Below are 17,988 nucleotides of genomic sequence, written 5' to 3' on the forward strand. Positions count from 1 at the left end.
GGGGAGGATCGCATGGGAACGATTCGAGTGCTTGATGAGCAGCTCGCCAATATGATCGCGGCGGGTGAAGTGGTGGAACGTCCGGCATCTGTCGTCAAAGAGCTGGTCGAGAACGCGATTGACGCCAAAGCCACTTCGATTGAGATTCATGTGGAGGAAGGCGGTCTGGAGCTGATCCGCATTGTCGACAACGGACACGGCATGGATCGGGACGATTGCTTGCTGGCATTGGAACGCCATGCGACGAGCAAGATCAGCACCCAGCGCGACTTGTTCCGGATTCGCACACTCGGCTTTCGCGGCGAAGCTTTGCCGAGTATTGCCGCAGTGTCTCGGATGGAGCTGACGAGCAACCGATCGAGCCGCGAGATCGGTACGCGGCTGCTGGTCGAAGGCGGCGCAGTCAGCGAAGTGGCAGACGCGGCAGCAGTGCAAGGGACGGAAATATGTGTCCGCAGCCTGTTTTTCAATACACCTGCCCGGTTGAAATACATGAAGTCTATTGCCACAGAAGTTGGGCATATCTCGGATTACGTCAATCGGCTCGCTTTGACTCACCCGTCGATTTCCTTTCTTTTGACGCACAACGGGAAAAATTTGCTGCAAACGACGGGGGATGGCAAGCTGCTGCACGTCATGGCGGCGATTTACGGTGTGCAGATTGCCAAGCTTCTCATTCCGATTTCGGGGGAAACGCTCGATTTCCGCTGGAACGGATTTTTGTCCAAGACGGAGGTAACGCGAGCAAACCGCTCCTACCTTTCTACACTGGTCAACGGTCGCTACGTTCGCAGCTATTCGCTCAACAACGCGATCATGCGCGGCTATCACACGCTTTTGCCGATCGGCCGCTTCCCGATCGTCGCGCTGCAAATCGAGATGGACCCGACGCTTGTCGATGTCAATGTCCACCCTGCCAAGCTGGAGGCGCGGTTCAGCAAAGAGGACGAGCTGTGTACGGCAATCGAGCAATCCGTCAAAACGACGCTCCGGCAAGGTTTGGGCATCGTCCGACCGATGGAGACACCGCAAAAGGCGAAAATCACCACGCAAGTCGTCCAGCCGCAGTTTGACTTGACGTTTGCCAAGCCAGCCGCGGAGACGCAGACGCGCTCACTTGTGGAAGCCAGCCCGCGCCTGCAAGAGTGGATGGCGCGGCAAGAGCAAAGCCAGCCGTTGCCGTTGCAAAAAGAAGCGGCAAGCGAGCTTTTGCCGCTTGCCCAAAGCAGGAAGGTTCAGGAAGCTTCCGAAGCTTATCCGCGTGCAGAGCAAGAGCAAGGGCTGGCGAGTTCTGCTCCAGAAGCAGAGAAAACAGGACAAGAGCAGGCACAACAAGAGCAGGCCGCCGCTTCAGGGAGCGTGTTCGAGAAGGTCGCGCCCGTATCTGTTGCCACCGCTCCTTCTGCTTTCCTTGAAGGAACGAGTGGTTCTGCTAGTCCTTCTGCTTCGCTTGAAGGGAAGACTGGTTCTGCCGCTCCACTTGAAGGCATGGCTGCTCCACTTGCTCAACCTGATGCAGAGCAAGCGAGCGAGCCAGAGCAGAACGCCGCACCTGTAGCGGAGGAGCGCGTGCAATCGGCTGTTCCGGTCATGTATCCGGTCGGACAAGTGCATGGAACGTACATCGTCGCCCAAAACGATGAAGGGATGTACTTGATCGACCAGCACGCCGCCCAGGAGCGCATCTTCTACGAGTATTTCATGGCCAAGCTGGCGGAAGAAGGTGTGGCCAGCCAGATGATGCTGTTTCCGCACACGGTCGAGTTCACGACCGCGGAGGCGGCCAGACTGGAAAAACGGCTGTCGCTTCTGCAATCGTTCGGCTTGGAAGTAGAAGCTTTTGGCGGGCGCACGTTCATCGTCAGGGCGCACCCGCATTGGTTCCCGGAAGGAGCCGAGCTGGAAGTTATCGAAGAGCTGATTCAGTTCGTACTGGAGGCGGGAGAGCAAGGGCAGGCCCATCCTGTGCAAATGCGGGAAAAGGCTGCGATCATGATGTCGTGCAAAGCATCGATCAAAGCCAATCGCTTTTTGACCCACGCCGAAATGGAGAGCCTGCTGAATCAGCTGCGCGAGACGAGCAGCCCGTTTACGTGTCCGCACGGCAGGCCGATTGTAATTCACTTTACTGGCTATGATTTGGAGAAAATGTTCAAGCGCGTCATGTAGTGCGAACACGCATTTTGCTAATACCGCCCCTCGGATGAACGCCGATGAACGACGACCGATTCGGCGGGGCGTCGGCTGTCCTGGCGGATGGAGATGTAGTCGTGATTGGCGGCGGAATGGTGGCGACAGGCGAGCGGTACGTGTGAAAAACGATGAATGGTCGAGTCTTGCCCAGATGGACGAGGTTCGCTATGGTCCGGGCGCAGCGATTTTGCCGGATGGACGGGTGCTGCTTGCAGGAGGTCAAACATCGAAAAGCGAAAAAGCCACCTTGTTCTACCAGCCACAGTTGCAAATCCGGCTGCTGTTCAGCGAAGCTGCCCGTTTGCAGGTCGACCGACAGGACGTTTTGCAAAATCTCTCCTACTCGATTGATGGGGGAGCTGACCAGGCTTTTGGCGAAGAGGATCGTGTTGTCGTATCGGAGGAGCACCTCGACATTACGCTGGATACTGTGCCGAAAGGATCGAACATTCGAATCAAACTCACAGCAGGCATTTTCGCCGATGAAGCCGGAAACGAAAACGAAGAAGCGATTACGGACAGCCTCGTGTACAACTAAAATCACCAGCTCGCCAATCGTTGAAAAGGCGATCGCCACCAAACAGGCCCAATCCGCTATGGGCCTGTTTGGCTTACGTACATTCATTCTTTGTAAAAAAATTCACAAGCTCGCAACGGACGAAGGAAAACATGATATGATAAGAAAAGAGAGGGAGTTTGGCTCAGATTCTATTTGACCGCCAAATTAATCCTGCTTACAATAAAAGAGTTTCCGTCCTGAAGAGGCGTAGACGTACGGAAAGGAAACAGATACGTGATTGTGACGACGGGACTTGAGCCTGCCGAGGAAACCTTGCGACACGCTGTACATTTGGCTCAGACATTCGGCGTACAGGCAGTCAGACGAGGCGACCTTTCTCTCAGTCAGCTGCGAAAACGGCATGGCGACGACGAGGTACTGGTTGTTTCAGCGCAAGGAGCGCGTCTGGAGGTACCGGGGAAAAAGCCTTTCTTTTTTCACCCGAACACTTCCGCTTTTCGTATAAAGCGGCTGTTGCGCGGCGATACTGATACTATGCTTGTTGCTTGCCAAATTCAGCCAGGTGATGAAGTGTTGGATGCTACGCTTGGATTGGGTGCTGACGCGATTGTGTTTTCCCATGCGACAGGAGCTAACGGGAAAGTAGTCGGTATCGAATCGGAACGGGTGCTGGCCATCATGGTCGAAGACGGGCTCAAGCACTGGACATCTGACTCGGAACAGCTGGAGACAGCCATGCGTCGCATTGAAGTGCGGTGCGGGAACCATTTGGAAGTCATGCAGGGATTGCCGAGCCGCTCTTTCGATGTCGTTTATTTCGATCCGATGTTTGAAATGACGGTGGAAAGCTCGGCAGGCATCGCTGGGGTACGGGAGTTTGCCAACCCGCAGCCATTGACAGAAGAAGCGATTGCAGAAGCACTTCGCGTAGCAAGAAGGCGCGTGGTGATGAAGGAAGGGAAAACAGGCAAAATCCACGAGCGCTTTGGTTTCACGCCATTTCGCTCTCGCGGCCAGCAGGTCGTGTACAGTTACAAAGAGACAGGTGGAGGGGAGTGACTTTGCAAGAGAGAGAAAAGCTAGTCGTCATTGTTGGACCGACAGCCGTCGGCAAGACCCAACTCAGTCTGGAATTGGCCCAGCAGTTCAACGGCGAGATTATTTCCGGGGATTCCATGCAAGTGTATCGCGGCATGGACATCGGGACGGCGAAGGCGGAGCCAGCCGAATTGGCACTGGTGCCGCATCATCTCATCGATATCAAAAATCCGGACGAAGAATATTCTGTCGCGATGTTTCAGGAAAGCGCTACCCAACTGATCAGCTCGATCAATGGGCGAGGCGGCCTTCCGTTTATCGTAGGCGGTACGGGTCTCTACATAGAATCGGTTACCCATCGTTTTCAATTTTCACAAGCCACGCAAGATCCAGAGCTGCGGGAAAGGTTGCAGCGTTTGGCGGATACAGAAGGCGTGGATGCGCTGCACGCGAGACTGGCCGACGTCGATCCTGTAACGGCTGAGCGATTGCACCCGAACGATGTAAAGCGGGTGATTCGCGCTTTGGAGATTTATGAGAGTACGGGCTACAAAATGTCCGACTTTCAGCTTCGAGCACAGCACTCCCCATACGAACTGGTGATGATCGGACTCACGATGGATCGCGCCATGTTGTATGAACGGATCAATCGTCGCGTCGAGCTGATGATCGAAGCGGGGCTGATCGAGGAAGTGCGCGGACTTCTGGACAAAGGCTACGACGCCTCGCTGGTGTCGATGCAAGGCTTGGGCTACAAAGAATTGATTCCTTATCTGTACGGTGAAATTACGTTGGAAAAGGCGATCAATGACATCAAGCAGCGGACGCGCCATTTTGCCAAACGACAGCTGTCGTGGTTCCGCCGTATGCCGGAAATCCAGTGGTTTGACATGACCGATCCGGCTTGTCAAGCGAACTCAGTGGAAACTATCAAGCAGATATTGGCAGGAAAGTTTCAACAATTGCCGAATATATAACATACAAGTCCTTTTAGGGGGTAGTGTACATGAAACAGACGATCAACATTCAAGATACGTTCTTGAATCATTTGCGGAAAGAAAACATCGCGGTTACCATTTACCTTGTGAACGGATTTCAATTGCGCGGGTATATTAAAGCGTTCGATAATTTCACGATTGTGATTGATAGCGAAGGCAAGCAACAATTAGTATACAAGCATGCGATCTCCACTTTCACTCCGCAACGCCCAGTTTCACTGATGTCTCAAGACAACAACCAGCAATAAGTCGTGAAATGCTCTGCCCACCAGCCAGGACCCTAGAGGTTCTGGTTTTTTCTTTTTGCCAAGCTTTTCTTTGCAAAAGCGCAACACAAACAAAGGCTCCCCGCTTATACGCGGAAAGCCTTTGTCAGCTGAGTTTTCAGGCAAGTTACAAATACCGGGCAATCATTCGAACCAGCTTTGCAGGAAACTCGTGTAAATTTGTCATATCCAAAAAGCGTTCCTTTCCGTAAATTTCACTAATGACCTCCTTGTCTTGGCCGATGGCCGCTGCAAGGAAGGCGACTCCTTTTCGTTCGTACTCCTGGATCGTTTGCTGCATATCGGCAACCGCATGACTTCCGGTATAGTCGTCCAGCGCTTTCGGTTGTCCGTCGCTGATGCTGATCAACAATTTGGTCTGTTGCGGGCAGACGACTAGCCGTTCCGCCATAATGCGCAGTGCCATTCCGTCGCGATTATTGCTTCTGGCTTGAATCCGCATCAGCCGGAAGCGGTCAGTGGCGTCCGTTTTGTCCAGGTCGACATAGGCGAAGACGGACATTTGCTCCAAGCGGGACACATCCGCCGTATCCCCGTAGATCAACACAGGAATGTGGCAAAGCTGACAAAATTCATAGACGGCGATGACCGCCCGTTTGGCCGCCTCCAGTCTCCCGAAGGCTGACATCGACGCGGATTCGTCCACCCGCAGACCCACGACAAGCGACGGCGATTCCGTTGGCGGGCGTTTCTTGGCAAAATATTTGTAGTCTTTGTAGGCAACGCTGTCCGCTTGAAATTTGCTGCCGTAGTAACGATTCCGCGCAAAGTCGGAAGTGACCTCATGCTCCAAGTAGGGAAGTGTCTTTCTGGCAAGCTGTTGTACGATGGGCATGAGTCCTTTGCTCAGGCGGACGTACTCCTGCTGGTTTTCCTGATCGTAGTCAGGGCGGTGCACGATGAGCTTCACTTTTCGATGAATCGAATCGGAAATGACCTCTCGTGCGGCCTGATTCAGCTTTTTGCGGAAATCGCGCTCCTGTTGCTTCGCTTCCTCTGAGGCAGACTCGGGGTTTGCCTGATGATAGCGAGGGGTGCCGTCTTCCCCCGGAGTGGAGCGCTCGATTTGAGCAGGATCGTCGGAGACTTGCGAAGAGTTGTTGTCACTGTCAGCCGATTTTTTCAAGGCGATTCCTGTTTGCTCCCGTGGCTGGTCTGTGTCAAAAGCAGCGTCGTCAATCTCCCCGGATGTCTTGATTTCTATGGCATCGTCCCAGTTTCGTTTTTTTTTAGCTCACCAGAAGCGGCTGCCTCCAAACGGGCAAACAATTCATGCTGGGCAAGTGCTTCTTCCAAAAGCTGAATTTCTTCCGGATCGGTCGTGATTTTGTAGATGACCTTGTGGTAAAGCGATGCTTTTGCAGAAATGCCGTTGGCAATCGCATCTGCCCAGTAAAAGAACGAACGCATTCCCGCCACACCCTTGATCGCATTGGCTCGTGCCGTTTTGTCCAATAGCAAAATGACATTCGCTAAGAGAGACAGCATTTCTTCATCTTGGAAGCCCGTTTTGGCCTTGACGCGCCCGATCATGACCTCTTTTGTCGGCAGATCCATCTTTTCCGTATGCTGGACCCTGTCGCGCAGTGCCTCGTTTAACGGTCTGGTTCCGGCATAGCTGCGGTTTGTCGTGATCACGGCGATGAAGTCCGGATGCCTGCGGATGATTTCCGTTGGAAGGTTGATGCTCCCATCCAGCTCCAGGGCAGAGTTTAGCGCCATTAACACCGCAGCATCGCGAATCACGTTCGGTTCCTGGATTTCCAAAAGATAGCCCTTTTGATAGGCTCTGACGATTTCAGAAGGGTAAAATCGGTATTCAATCGCTTCCCCATCGCTCTTTTCCGCGGCAAGCTTCCCTAATTGCTTCATCATTTTGGCGGCTTGCTCCCCGGAAATCCCCAATGCCTTCATCAAAATTTCCGTTCCGCTTGCCAATCCTTCGTTTTCATAGAGAGCTGTTAAGGCGGTTTGTTGCGCAGGCTGCAAATTGTTTAGGCGCTCAGAAGAAATCACCGGCAAAATAGCTCCAATAATATCTGATTTATCCATATCGGCAAAACAAGTGACTTTCGTGTACGGAAGCCCGAAATTCGCCGATAAAGCTTTTGCCAGTTGAGTCTTGCCAGAACCCGCATCGCCCTCCAGCAAAATGTTGGCGATCTTCATTTCCCCGCGATGCCAGTTGCGCCTGACTTCGTCACTAATGCGCCGCTCTTCTTCGCTGACTTGATGGGTAGGTGGCTTTTTCCACACGAGTGCTTTTTCTTCATCAGTCAACTGTCTATCAGGTGATAAATAATCGTGTCTGTTTTCTGTCATTCCATGTTCCTCCAAATTGTCGTCATGCGGCGTGCTGCTCTGCTTTGTGCCTTTTTTCAACAGCGACAAGCGGGAGCAGGCAAGTGGCATCGCCGATCATCCATGCTTCACTCGCGGCGTGTACCGCTTCTTCGAGGGAAAACGTGTCTTCGACTAGCCGGGTACGAATGTCCCGTTGACCAGCCTTCCGATGAAAACAGGGGTAACTGCGGCTAAACAAAGCTAATAGCCCATGTCTCTTAAAACTTTTGCCAATGAGCGCAGACGCTCGCCGATCAGTTCCCCGTCGTCGCTTAAAATTTGGCTGAACTGCTTGATGTCTTCATGGAGACTTTCGTTGTCTGTGCAGATTGCGACGTTCAACGCATCGCCTTGCAGGGCAATCCTGTCGATAACGGGCTTTTGCGGATCGTAAAAATGCTCATATCTGTATGCATCGTGAAAATGAGCCAACGACCGGCAAAGCAGCAGCGACAGATCAAGAACGCGATGGAGCGGGAGTTCCTCCGGTTGACTTGCCCCGTTTTCTCCCGCGCTTTTCCACACCTTGGCTGTGATAGCGGCTTTTTTATGGTCACTTTCCCGAGTCAAGCCGAGCGAGAGCGCTTGGACATCCGTGTTTCTGGCATGACGGCCGTCCACTCGATCGTAGTTTTCTGATACCACGACAGGCTTGTGTTCGGACGTAGCGGAGATTTTCATGTTCTTTTCCTCTTTCCTTTTCGAAATTACTGCAAAGTCTATCTGAGTTTTTCGCGAGAAGCAATACTTTTTTGTTATGATTGACAAACGTTTTGTTTTTATGTTTATTATTATATAAACTTAATATTAATTTGTTTGTTTTTTATCGAGCCATCCGCGCCCCTCTTTGGAAGAGAGGGAGCTTGAGGAAAGTATACAGGCAGAAAAACGGATGGAAGACTATTACAGGCTGCAGGTCAGGTGTAGCTCGTGAAAAGTGAGGAGAAACCAAGATGAATCGCAAAGACGAACTGAAACAGACGTTTAAGGAAGCGAAGACAGAGGCGGGCGTGTATCAAATCAAAAACACCCTTAATGAAAAAGTGTGGATTTGCAGTACCCGCAATCTTAAAACGATGAACGGAAAACTGTTCACGCTCAAACTCGGCTCGCATATGAACAAGCAGCTGCAAAGCGAGTGGGATGAGTACGGAGAAGAGGCGTTCGTTGCGGAAGTGTTGGAGGTTTTGAAAAAGAAGGAAGACGGATATTTTGATGAAAAGGATGAGCTGGAAAAACTGGAACAAAAATGGCTCGACAAGCTTCAGCCGTATGGAGAACGTGGCTATCATCAGGAGAAAAAGAAATAGGCGTGGGTCTAGTGGAGGGAATGCAAAGCTGTATGGATTGCAAACAAACGAGAGCGAGCCGAAACACGTTATTCTCGCGTTTCGACTCGCTCTGACGGCTGGCATGTCATGATCTACAGACAAAGAAACAGAACGGTCTTAGATGATTATTGTTCGCCTTTAGTGAAAATCTGGAAGGTGATGCCGAACTTGTCGCGCACGTTGCCGTAGGCAGGGCTGAAGAATGTTTCCTGCAAAGGCAGATGTACCTGCCCGTCCTCTTGAAGCGCTGCGAAAATGCGTTCTGCCTCGGCTTTATCCTCCAACGAAATGCAAATGGTCACTTGATCGCCTAACTGATAAGGTTGTCCAGGAAACGCGTCAGAAAACATCAATTCGCTGTCGCCAATTTGCAGTGTAGCATGACCCACAAGATTTTTGGCTTCTGGCGGGAGCGGGTACTCAGGGTCTTCCGGCATTTCGCCAAACGTCTGCTTGTAAAGCACTTGCGCACCCAACACTTTTTCGTAAAACGAGATGGCTTCGCTTGCATTTCCGTTCAGGACAAGATAAGGGATCAGACGCAAAGACATGGAGGAATCAGCTCCTTCGAATAGTGGTCTAGTCATGGCTGACGACAGGAGAGCAGACAGGTATTCTGGCTTCCAATGTCATCCATAAGCAAATGATACCACAAAAGAACATACGTTCGCAATAGTGTCAAAAAAAAACGAGGCCGCATACGCGAATCCTCGTTTTGTTGCGTCTACGCCGCATCTGAAAAGTTACGCGGCTTTTCGACGAATCATGAACAGATAGCAGACAATCGAGCCGATGGTGGCAAGCGCCATGACAATGCCCATCGGCACAGCAGTGCCTTCCCCTCCGATTCCGACCAGCGGAGCGACAATACCGCCGCTGATGAAGGAGAGCAGACCTTGCAAGGCAGACGCACTGCCTGCTGCTTTGCTCTGATTTTGCATGGCGAGCGAGAAGCCTGTCGCCCCGACGATACCGACGCTGGAAACGACGAAGAACAAAGGCACGAGCACGGCAACCAGCCCAGCGTCAAGCAAGATCATGGCGAGCAGCGTGATTCCGCCAAGCCCAGCCAGCAAAATGCCAGTGACAAACAGTTTTGTCTCTTTGACTTTTCCGGCAAGTCGTCCGGTAATTTGGCTGGCGATGATAATTCCTACCCCATTCATGGCGAAAATCATGCTGAAGCCTTGCGGAGAGACACCAAAAATTTTCTGGAACACAAAGGGCGATCCGGCGATATAAGCGAACATCGCGGCCGTGACCAGACCTTGCGACAAGGCGTAGCCCATGAAAACCCGATCTTTCACCAGCCCGCCAAAAGTGGCGAGCGTATTGCCGATTCCGGCTTTGGAACGGCGATTGACAGGCAACGTCTCCGGCAATCCGAGCAGGACGACGAGCAGCATGACGGCACCGATCAGACCAAGTGCGACAAACACGCCGTGCCAGGAGGTGAACTCCAGCAGCTGACCGCCGACGATAGGCGCGGCAATCGGCGCAATCCCGTTAATCAGCATCAGCAGGGCAAAAAACTTCGTCAGCTCTGTGCCCGAATACAAATCGCGTACAGTAGCGCGAGCGATGACGATCCCGGCAGAGCCAGCAAGTCCCTGCACAAAACGGAGGAAGATGAACGTATAGATCGAAGGAGCAACCGCGCACAAAAAAGAAGACAAGGCGTATAAAATAAGTCCGATCAAAAGCGGCATTCTGCGTCCGCGTACGTCGCTGATCGGTCCCGCGAAAAGCTGACCAACAGACAGTCCAATGAGGCAGGCGGTCAAACTGAGCTGCGCCATCGACGTACTGGTGGAAAGATCGTCAGCCAGAAGCGGCAAAGCAGGCAAATACATGTCCAGCGACAAAGGGCCAAACGCCGAAAGCGAGCCTAAAATGGTGGCGATCCACAGGCGGCGCGTCTTGTTTTCGGCAAGCGCCGATGAGTCCAGTTCTTTTGCTACATGGTTCAAAGGGATGTTCCAACCTTTCTGTTGTGGAATGAAAAGCAAACGCCCCTGCTACTCTTTGGCTTCTTCAGATGGTTGGGTGTTTTCCATATAAAAGGTCATCAAGTTGCTGTGCATTCTATCCAGCATGCCTTGCAGAACGATTTTTTCTTCATCAGTAAAATCTTCAAAGCATTTTAGTTCAAGAACGCGCAGTGCTTCCTTGACAGCTTTTGTCGCCAAACGACCTTTGTCTGTGAGAAAAACCCGCGAGATTCGCTGGTCGCGTTCGTCAGCACGACGTTCGACCAGACCGCATTTTTCCATGCGATTGATCATGACGGTAAGAGTAGCCGGTTTGACCTGGATTCGTCTGGCCAGCTCTTTCTGAATCAAGCCGTCTGTGTGGGCAAGACGCATGAGGAGGATGGGCTGTCCCGGATAGACGTCATAGTTTTGAATCAAGTATTCAACGTTCTTCTTGTGAAGCTTCATCACATGGCCCATTGCATGCGTCAAAGCAGCAGAATAATCAAATTCCACCAGAGTACCTCCGTTTGTTAGCTGGCTAACAGAATGTAAATGTAAATGATTCTCAATCCACTGTCAATACTGATCTATTATACAAAAACAAAGCGCGCTCGTCATGAGGTTGACCAAGAATGTTGCGAACAAAAGGAAGGAGAGGAGCAGCAAGCTGTAGAATGTAAGTTATTTGGAAATGAAAGGACAGGGTGAGCAAAGATGATTGTGAACGAACAAATAAAGGCGGCAGAAGTCAGCCTCACTGGAGTGGACGGAGAAGACCTCGGGATTGTCGCTACCAAAGTCGCGTTGCAAATGGCAAAAGAGCAAGGCGTCGACCTGGTGTGCCTCTCGCTGGCGACAAGTCCGCCTCCGTGCCAACTCGTAAACCGCACGAATCATAAAGAACAGCTCAATCGCGAAAAGGCCAAGCAGCGCAAGGCAGAAAAAGGCATGAAAGTAAAAGAGCTGCGCCTGAGCGCTTTTATCGAAGATCACGATTACGAGACGAAAAAGCGACAAGCCGAAAAAATATTGGCGGCAGGCGACGCCGTGCAATTGACCGTGCGCCTGGAGAAAAAAGAGAGCCAGGAAGCGAAAAAGCTCGTCGAGGGGCTGGTCAAAGAGCTGGCGCATTGCGGAAAACAAGATAAAGGGATTCAAGTGAGCGGCAAACAAGTTGTTGCCGTCCTGCTCCCCAAATAAACAAAGCGAGTGATTTCATGCCATTTACTTTTTCGCATCCGGCGATTGTGCTGCCGCTAAGAAAGTTTGCCTGGGTATCGTTCCCGGCGCTTGTGCTTGGCAGCATGGCTCCGGACTTTGAGTATTTTTTGCGGTTGGCGCCTTACAGCGTCTACAGCCATACGACACTCGGACTGTTTACCTTTGACTTGCCGCTCGTCATGCTGCTTTATTTGCTGTATCGGTTTGTCGTGGAGAAAGGCTTGCTGGCGGTTGTGCCCCTGTGGGTGGCAAAGGGCTTGGCTGGCGACAAGGGCTGGGACCAGGCGAATCGCGGGCGAGGGCGAAGCTTCTTTTTATCGTTTGTGATTTTCGCTTATTCCGCTTTGCTGGGGAGCTTCAGTCACGTCCTCTGGGATTCTTTTACCCATGACCGGGGAAGCATGGTGGAACGATTTGCCTTGCTACAACAACGCATTTCGCTTGCTGCTTGGGAGGTTCCCATCTACAAGCTGCTCCAGCACGGAGGCACGCTGGTGGGCGGACTGGCTATTGTGTACGTCATCTGGCGTTGCGGGCGTGAGCGGAGGGAGAGAAGTATCCAAGTCGAGCAGGCGGCAGCGCATGTGAAAGGGCTGTTTTGGATCGGCGTAGCGGCCGTGGGCATGGTTGTAGCTTGTTGGGATGCGCTTTTTGTCAAAGGCGTTTCGCCTGTCTTGTATCCGCTGCAGCATGTCGTTCCGTTCATCTCGGGGGCATTGCTCGGGGTGTGCCTTTTCGCTCCAGTGGTGAGTAGGTTCGGCTTGAAAAATAAAGCTTAGAAAAGAATGCTGGCAACGAAAAAATCCCTCCTTCTTGAGAGGGATTTCATTGTATGGATGGGGAGACGCGGCAGCCCTATATGGTGAAATCCTCGGATTTTAGCGTCAGTAAATCTTCTTTCGTTGGCTCATACACCTTCAACAAGCGCACAGCTTGCACCCGGATTGCTTTTTCGATGTTATTTCGAACAAATCGCGCATTGCTGAAGTTCTCGATGAAAGGATCGTTAAGAGCTGCCGTTACTCGCCGTCTCAATTTCTCACTGGCGTCCTTGCTCAGTTCGTATTCCTTGTTCTTTGACATTAGATGAGCAATTTCCATTAATTCATCTGCATCGTAGTCAGTAAACTTGATATGAACCGGAAAGCGGGAGGGCATTCCTGGATTGAGTTCAAGAAAAGAGTCCATCTCCTCGTTGTACCCGGCGATGATACAAACAAACTCATTGCCGTAATCTTCAAGTGATTTCGTCAGGCAGTCGATGGCTTCTTTTCCAAAATCTTTTTCGCCGCCGCGCGCCAACGAATAAGCTTCATCGATGAACAAGATGCCGCCAAGCGCTTTTTTGACCAAATCTCTTGTTTTCTGGGCCGTATGCCCGATAAATTCCCCCACAAGATCTGCGCGCTCGACCTCAATCAAGTGGCCTTTTGACAATACCCCCATTTCTTTAAAGATTTTGCCGAACAGTCGGGCGATCGTTGTTTTTCCTGTGCCAGGATTTCCTTTGAACACCATGTGGAATACTTGCTTTTCGATTTTCAGTCCATGCTTTTCCCGTTCTTTATTCATTTTGATGAGCGCATAAATTTCGTAAATCGTCTTTTTGGCTTCATGCAAGCCAATCAGGTTTTCCAACTCATCAAAGACAGAAGCCAAATTGGCACTTGCTGAAGCACGAACAATTTCAGCCAAAGTATTCGGTTGTTTAATACGCAACGGTCGATTGAAAACGACCTGAATACGATTGGAACTGCTGGACGATTCATGTACATCTGCTGCTGAACTCGCTCCTGCTTGCTTCACCCGTGTCACCTGCCTTGACCATCATACAAAAAGTATACTCAGGGAGCCGATAAAAGCTGCCTATTTTTCAAAAATGAAGGTGTTAATTTACATATTATGGAATTTTTGAAGGGTGTCACTGAGATGCTGCTCAAAGTGGTTTGCTTTTTCCGATGAAAAATGTAGAGAGTATTATGCAAATTTACATTGTATTGTAAAATATTCAAATCGAGGAGCTGATCGTTTGTGAGCGAGTTTACATCCGGCTTTTTAATGGAGCGCATCCATATGGGGAAAGTTGCAAAATACGCGCAAAGCAGATCTGTTATGAAGGAACTGAATCATAAATGGATCGTTTATTTGACAGAGGGTGATAACGACGCTGGAATAATGGACATGTCTCATGAATATCCAGTCATGTATTTTGACCATGAGGAAGATCATGGTTGGGGTTATCGCATATACGATCATGGAAAAATCATTGCCAGCCTGCGAATAAACTACGAATTAGAGGAAGGATTGCTTTGGGAAATGGCTCAGGAGAGATACCCTGAGGGAGATCTGATTGAGATTGTATACAAACAGGCAGGCGACGAACTGAGAGAGGAAATAAAAAACAATTTCGATGAGCTGATCTTGCAATCATTTGCCGAAGCCAATATCGGCAGCTTCGCCGTTTTTGGTTTTACACATGAACAACTAGAGACACTAAACGCTACTTTGACGCCTTCAGAAGTACGTTCTGGCAGCAATATATTTCAGATTGTAAATACCTTTAAAAGCGTTTTGCAATTAGAAGAGATGAGCTGGATCAACTATGATCATGTTGTCGAGGATGCTAATTACGATCTCATGTTTGACTGACTCTCGCCACCCTACTTGGATACAATGGCTTGAATATAAAGGGGAAGCCTCAAGTGGTAATTGAAAATTTGCTAATGGAAACAAGGCGGTCCATACCACACATCACACCCGTAACGAAATGGGCAAAATGTGGTATGATAAGAGAAGAAAGGGCGTGAATCGGTGAACGATCTGATCAAAACGAAAGAAACGGCGATCTTGGTCGGTTGCTTTTTGGATAACCGCGATGCAGAGCGAACACGTCTCTCCATGGAAGAATTGCATGAGTTGGCTGCCACTGCTGGCGTTGAGGTGCTCGATGTCGTGACGCAGAACCGGGATCGAATCGACTCGGCCTGGTATCTCGGGACGGGCAAAATTGATGAAATTGCCGAAAAGGCCCATGAGCTGGACATTGATGTGGTCATTTTCAACGACGAGCTGTCGCCGAGTCAGACGCGCAATCTCGACAGGATATTCGATTGCAAGGTCATCGACCGGACGCAGCTCATTCTGGATATATTTGCTGGACGGGCGCAGTCCCGCGAAGGGAAAATTCAAGTCGAGCTTGCCCAGTACAATTATTTGCTGCCACGTCTCGCAGGGCAAGGGAAGCAGCTCTCCCGGCTTGGCGGGGGAATCGGTACGCGCGGTCCCGGTGAAACCAAGCTGGAAAGCGACCGACGCCATATCCGCAAACGGATCAGCGAGCTGAAACAGCAGTTGGAAGACACCGTCCGCACGAGACAGCTGCATCGGGAGCGCCGCAAGAAAAACAAAGTGTTCCAGATTGCGCTGGTCGGGTATACAAACGCGGGAAAATCGACCATTCTCAATCAATTGACGCAAGCCAATACGCTGCAAGAAGATAAGCTGTTTGCCACATTGGACCCGACGACAAGACAGCTGGAGTTGCCAAGCGGCCTGGAAGTGCTCCTGACAGATACCGTTGGATTCATTCAGGACTTGCCGACGAGCTTGGTCGCTGCGTTCCGCTCTACGTTGGAAGGGGTAAAGGAAGCAGATTTGATTTTGCATGTGGTCGATAGCCACCATCCTGATTTTCAGGTGCACATGGAGGTTGTCGATAAAATTTTGCGCGAGTTGAAAGCGGAAGAAATTCCGCAACTCGTCGTATTCAACAAAGCGGACCTTTTGACAGAACGGTCTTACTTGCCGCATGCGGAGGATTCAATCCTCATTTCGGCCATGCGCAAGGAGGATCAGCAAAAGCTGCTGGCGAGACTGGAAGCTTTTGCGCTCGCTTCCTTCCATGAACTGAAGCTGCGTGTTCCGGTGGAGCGCGGAGATATTTTGTCCCTTTTGCATCGTGAAGGGGTTGAAATGGAACAGCAATTTAATGAAGAAGAGGAGTCATACCTGGTCACTGTACGCGTGAACCGGGACCATCCGATCTATGGGCGGATTGCTCCTTTTCTCCTGGATAAACCAGAGACTGTTGAAGAGAGTTGGTAAGATCACCTATGTTTCAATATTTTTCTCACGGGGAAAAGCTTCGTCCTCTCGTCCTGGAGGTAGAAGCGATGATCTCCGAAAGACATCGTCAAATTTCCGCGCTGGTGGACACCAATCAATTGAAGGTGCTGCGCTCTTTTCAAAAGCATGAGGTAAACGAATTTCACTTTTCGCCATCGACCGGATACGGATACGACGACTCCGGCCGGGCTACGCTGGAATCGATCTACGCAGACGTTTTTGGCGGCGAGGCGGCGCTGGTTAGACCGCACATCATTTCCGGAACGCATGCGATTGCCATCTCGCTGTTTGGGATTTTGCGTCCTGGCGACGATTTGCTCTACATCACGGGCAAGCCGTATGACACGTTGGAAGAGGTCGTAGGTGTGCGCGGCGAAGGCCAAGGTTCGCTGAAAGAATACGGGATCGGGTACAGCTATGTGCCTTTGACACCGGAGGGCGAAATCGATTTTGTCGCGGTGGCGCAGGCGATTACGCCCAAGACAAAAGTGATTGGCATTCAGCGCTCGCGCGGTTATGCGGATCGTCCGTCCTTTACGATCGCCAAAATCCGCGAGATGATCCGCATGGTCAAGGAAATCAATCCGGCGCTGATCGTGTTTGTAGACAACTGCTACGGTGAATTTACGGAAGAGCTGGAGCCGCTGCATGTCGGCGCAGACATTATGGCTGGCTCGCTCATCAAAAACCCGGGCGGCGGTCTGGTCAAGACTGGCGGATACATTGTCGGGCGGGAAGACCTTGTGCGTCTCGCTTCGTTCCGGATGGCAGCACCAGGGATTGGCGCAGAGGGTGGAGCTTCGCTGTACTCGCTGTTGGAAATGTTTCAAGGCTTTTTCCTGGCGCCGCACGTCGTGGGAGAAGCGCTGAAAGGCGCGGTGTTCTCCTCCGCCTTGCTGGAACGACTCGGCTTTCAGACCAATCCGCTCTGGCATGAACCGCGCACGGACCTCATTCAGTCTGTCGCTTTTGGCAGTGCGGAACGGCTGATTACTTTTTGCCAAGGGATTCAAAAAGCAGCTCCCGTCGATTCGCACGTCACGCCGTACCCGAGCGAAATGCCGGGGTATGCAGACCCGGTTATCATGGCGGCGGGAACGTTCATTCAAGGAGCGAGCATCGAGTTTTCCGCAGACGGTCCGATTCGCCCGCCATACTTGGGCTTTGTGCAAGGCGGTTTGACGTACTCGCATGTCAAAGTAGGGATTTTGACGGCGTTAAACGGCTTGCTGGACAAAGGATTGCTCGAATTGCCTGAGGCGTAAACGGTTTTTACAAAAGGAAAGACGGCATTCTCTCGGATGGGAGAAGCCGTCTTTTTGCTATTCGACTGTGCGCGGACGGTACTGCGAAAAACAACCATTGAGACAGGCATGTCGTGGGTTCCATACGGGGATAACGTGGATTTTTTCAAAAGAGGTCACTTTCTTGCGTAATATTTTCTAACATCCGTTGACAGTGTTTGTGCTTTTGCATAAAATAAAGCATAAGGAAAACGATAGAGGAGGGACAAGTCATGAGTGATGACCTTCGCCGGAATATGGCCCTCTTTCCAATTGGGATCGTCATGAAGCTGACTGATCTCACTGCGAGACAGATACGCTACTATGAGCAAAATGACCTGATTCAACCGGCTCGCACGGAAGGAAAGCAGCGGCTTTTCTCCTTCAATGATGTAGACCGACTGTTGGAGATCAAGGAACTGATTGAAAAAGGGCTCAACATTGCAGGGATCAAGCAAGTCTTGAAATTGCAAGAGTCTGTCATGGAACCGACGGAAATTTCTACAACGTCCGAAGTAAAGCGCAAGGACATGTCTGACAAGGAACTGCATCAGCTGCTAAGGCAACAAATCATGTATCGCAATGCAGCCCGCCCAGGCGAGGACGCATTGATTCGTGGAGAGCTTTCCCGCTTCTTCCACTGATATAAAGTTGTGAGAGAGACAGGAGGAGA

General features: G+C 51.0%; 19 protein-coding genes. 12 read left to right on the plus strand and 7 right to left on the minus strand.

Going from position 1 to position 17,988, the window contains the following annotated elements:
- Nucleotides 1–12: 12 nt before the first annotated feature.
- The 5 genes from mutL to hfq all read left to right on the plus strand — a co-directional run bounded on the left by mutL (nucleotide 13) and on the right by hfq (nucleotide 4,997).
- Entirely contained in the window at nucleotides 13–2,169 is a 2,157-nt protein-coding gene (gene mutL, locus EDM60_RS18510; protein ID WP_122965274.1) for a DNA mismatch repair endonuclease MutL, read from the plus strand.
- Between the two features lie 142 nt (nucleotides 2,170–2,311).
- Nucleotides 2,312–2,731 carry a hypothetical protein gene (locus EDM60_RS18515; RefSeq protein WP_122965275.1) on the plus strand — a complete coding sequence of 140 codons (420 nt, stop codon included), beginning with the start codon at nucleotides 2,312–2,314 and terminating at the stop codon, nucleotides 2,729–2,731.
- 255 nt (nucleotides 2,732–2,986) lie between these two features.
- The gene (locus tag EDM60_RS18520) at nucleotides 2,987–3,772 is read left to right on the plus strand and encodes a class I SAM-dependent methyltransferase (protein WP_122965276.1); all 786 of its coding nucleotides are present in this window, start codon (nucleotides 2,987–2,989) and stop codon (nucleotides 3,770–3,772) included.
- A complete protein-coding gene (miaA, locus tag EDM60_RS18525; protein ID WP_122965277.1) occupies nucleotides 3,769–4,728 on the plus strand; it encodes a tRNA (adenosine(37)-N6)-dimethylallyltransferase MiaA in 960 nt (319 codons plus the stop codon). Before EDM60_RS18520 ends, miaA begins: the two co-directional genes overlap by 4 nt.
- Before the next feature lie 29 nt (nucleotides 4,729–4,757).
- The gene (gene hfq, locus EDM60_RS18530) at nucleotides 4,758–4,997 is read left to right on the plus strand and encodes an RNA chaperone Hfq (protein ID WP_063227534.1); all 240 of its coding nucleotides are present in this window, start codon (nucleotides 4,758–4,760) and stop codon (nucleotides 4,995–4,997) included.
- Nucleotides 4,998–5,142: 145 nt separating this feature from the next.
- On the opposite strand, the gene EDM60_RS29205 is transcribed toward hfq, so the two are convergent.
- The 3 genes from EDM60_RS29205 to EDM60_RS18545 form a co-directional block, all read right to left on the minus strand.
- Complete coding sequence (locus EDM60_RS29205; RefSeq protein WP_122965278.1) at nucleotides 5,143–6,162, minus strand: vWA domain-containing protein; 1,020 nt, start codon at nucleotides 6,160–6,162, stop codon at nucleotides 5,143–5,145.
- 74 nt (nucleotides 6,163–6,236) lie between these two features.
- Entirely contained in the window at nucleotides 6,237–7,358 is a 1,122-nt protein-coding gene (locus EDM60_RS29210; protein WP_122965482.1) for an AAA family ATPase, read from the minus strand.
- A gap of 222 nt (nucleotides 7,359–7,580) precedes the next feature.
- Nucleotides 7,581–8,060 carry a DUF6530 family protein gene (locus EDM60_RS18545; protein WP_122965279.1) on the minus strand — a complete coding sequence of 160 codons (480 nt, stop codon included), beginning with the start codon at nucleotides 8,058–8,060 and terminating at the stop codon, nucleotides 7,581–7,583.
- A 272-nt stretch (nucleotides 8,061–8,332) separates the two neighbouring features.
- Between EDM60_RS18545 and EDM60_RS18550 the strand changes: the two genes are divergently transcribed.
- Nucleotides 8,333–8,689: a GIY-YIG nuclease family protein gene (locus EDM60_RS18550; protein ID WP_122965280.1), complete on the plus strand. Its 357-nt coding sequence runs from the start codon at nucleotides 8,333–8,335 to the stop codon at nucleotides 8,687–8,689.
- Nucleotides 8,690–8,835: 146 nt separating this feature from the next.
- On the opposite strand, the gene EDM60_RS18555 is transcribed toward EDM60_RS18550, so the two are convergent.
- From EDM60_RS18555 to EDM60_RS18565, 3 genes are all read right to left on the minus strand, one after another.
- Complete coding sequence (locus EDM60_RS18555) at nucleotides 8,836–9,261, minus strand: VOC family protein (RefSeq protein ID WP_122965281.1); 426 nt, start codon at nucleotides 9,259–9,261, stop codon at nucleotides 8,836–8,838.
- A 192-nt stretch (nucleotides 9,262–9,453) separates the two neighbouring features.
- Nucleotides 9,454–10,680: a multidrug effflux MFS transporter gene (locus EDM60_RS18560; RefSeq protein WP_122965483.1), complete on the minus strand. Its 1,227-nt coding sequence runs from the start codon at nucleotides 10,678–10,680 to the stop codon at nucleotides 9,454–9,456.
- Nucleotides 10,681–10,728: 48 nt separating this feature from the next.
- Nucleotides 10,729–11,199, minus strand: coding sequence for a MarR family winged helix-turn-helix transcriptional regulator (locus EDM60_RS18565; protein WP_122965282.1), 471 nt, complete (start codon nucleotides 11,197–11,199; stop codon nucleotides 10,729–10,731).
- Between the two features lie 201 nt (nucleotides 11,200–11,400).
- Between EDM60_RS18565 and infC the strand changes: the two genes are divergently transcribed.
- Entirely contained in the window at nucleotides 11,401–11,886 is a 486-nt protein-coding gene (gene infC, locus EDM60_RS18570; protein WP_063227528.1) for a translation initiation factor IF-3, read from the plus strand.
- A 17-nt stretch (nucleotides 11,887–11,903) separates the two neighbouring features.
- Nucleotides 11,904–12,686, plus strand: a complete 783-nt coding sequence (locus tag EDM60_RS18575) for a DUF4184 family protein (RefSeq protein ID WP_122965283.1) — start codon at nucleotides 11,904–11,906, stop codon at nucleotides 12,684–12,686.
- A 76-nt stretch (nucleotides 12,687–12,762) separates the two neighbouring features.
- Here EDM60_RS18575 and EDM60_RS18580 read toward each other — a convergent pair whose 3' ends face one another.
- Complete coding sequence (locus tag EDM60_RS18580; RefSeq protein ID WP_122965284.1) at nucleotides 12,763–13,713, minus strand: AAA family ATPase; 951 nt, start codon at nucleotides 13,711–13,713, stop codon at nucleotides 12,763–12,765.
- 225 nt (nucleotides 13,714–13,938) lie between these two features.
- Between EDM60_RS18580 and EDM60_RS18585 the strand changes: the two genes are divergently transcribed.
- The 4 genes from EDM60_RS18585 to EDM60_RS18600 all read left to right on the plus strand — a co-directional run bounded on the left by EDM60_RS18585 (nucleotide 13,939) and on the right by EDM60_RS18600 (nucleotide 17,959).
- Nucleotides 13,939–14,556 (plus strand): hypothetical protein, encoded by a 618-nt coding sequence (locus EDM60_RS18585; protein ID WP_122965285.1) that lies wholly within the window; start codon nucleotides 13,939–13,941, stop codon nucleotides 14,554–14,556.
- A 162-nt stretch (nucleotides 14,557–14,718) separates the two neighbouring features.
- Nucleotides 14,719–16,011, plus strand: a complete 1,293-nt coding sequence (hflX, locus tag EDM60_RS18590) for a GTPase HflX (protein ID WP_122965286.1) — start codon at nucleotides 14,719–14,721, stop codon at nucleotides 16,009–16,011.
- An 8-nt stretch (nucleotides 16,012–16,019) separates the two neighbouring features.
- Nucleotides 16,020–17,297, plus strand: coding sequence for a methionine gamma-lyase family protein (locus EDM60_RS18595; RefSeq protein WP_122965287.1), 1,278 nt, complete (start codon nucleotides 16,020–16,022; stop codon nucleotides 17,295–17,297).
- 251 nt (nucleotides 17,298–17,548) lie between these two features.
- Nucleotides 17,549–17,959 (plus strand): MerR family transcriptional regulator, encoded by a 411-nt coding sequence (locus EDM60_RS18600; RefSeq protein WP_122965288.1) that lies wholly within the window; start codon nucleotides 17,549–17,551, stop codon nucleotides 17,957–17,959.
- The last annotated feature ends 29 nt before the right edge of the window (nucleotides 17,960–17,988 follow it).

Origin of the sequence: Brevibacillus parabrevis, assembly GCF_003710905.1 — a bacterium.
Classification (GTDB): Bacteria; Bacillota; Bacilli; order Brevibacillales; family Brevibacillaceae; genus Brevibacillus; species Brevibacillus parabrevis.

Excerpts from the sequence above, each read along its gene's own strand:
- mutL (WP_122965274.1), top strand. The coding sequence starts at position 13 with ATGGGAACGATTCGAGTGCTTGATGAGCAGCTCGCCAATATGATCGCG.
- hfq (WP_063227534.1), top strand. The coding sequence starts at position 4,758 with ATGAAACAGACGATCAACATTCAAGATACGTTCTTGAATCATTTGCGG.
- EDM60_RS29210 (WP_122965482.1), bottom strand. The coding sequence starts at position 7,358 with ATGACAGAAAACAGACACGATTATTTATCACCTGATAGACAGTTGACT.
- EDM60_RS18545 (WP_122965279.1), bottom strand. The coding sequence starts at position 8,060 with ATGAAAATCTCCGCTACGTCCGAACACAAGCCTGTCGTGGTATCAGAA.
- EDM60_RS18550 (WP_122965280.1), top strand. The coding sequence starts at position 8,333 with ATGAATCGCAAAGACGAACTGAAACAGACGTTTAAGGAAGCGAAGACA.
- EDM60_RS18555 (WP_122965281.1), bottom strand. The coding sequence starts at position 9,261 with ATGTCTTTGCGTCTGATCCCTTATCTTGTCCTGAACGGAAATGCAAGC.
- infC (WP_063227528.1), top strand. The coding sequence starts at position 11,401 with ATGATTGTGAACGAACAAATAAAGGCGGCAGAAGTCAGCCTCACTGGA.
- EDM60_RS18575 (WP_122965283.1), top strand. The coding sequence starts at position 11,904 with ATGCCATTTACTTTTTCGCATCCGGCGATTGTGCTGCCGCTAAGAAAG.
- EDM60_RS18595 (WP_122965287.1), top strand. The coding sequence starts at position 16,020 with ATGTTTCAATATTTTTCTCACGGGGAAAAGCTTCGTCCTCTCGTCCTG.
- EDM60_RS18600 (WP_122965288.1), top strand. The coding sequence starts at position 17,549 with ATGAGTGATGACCTTCGCCGGAATATGGCCCTCTTTCCAATTGGGATC.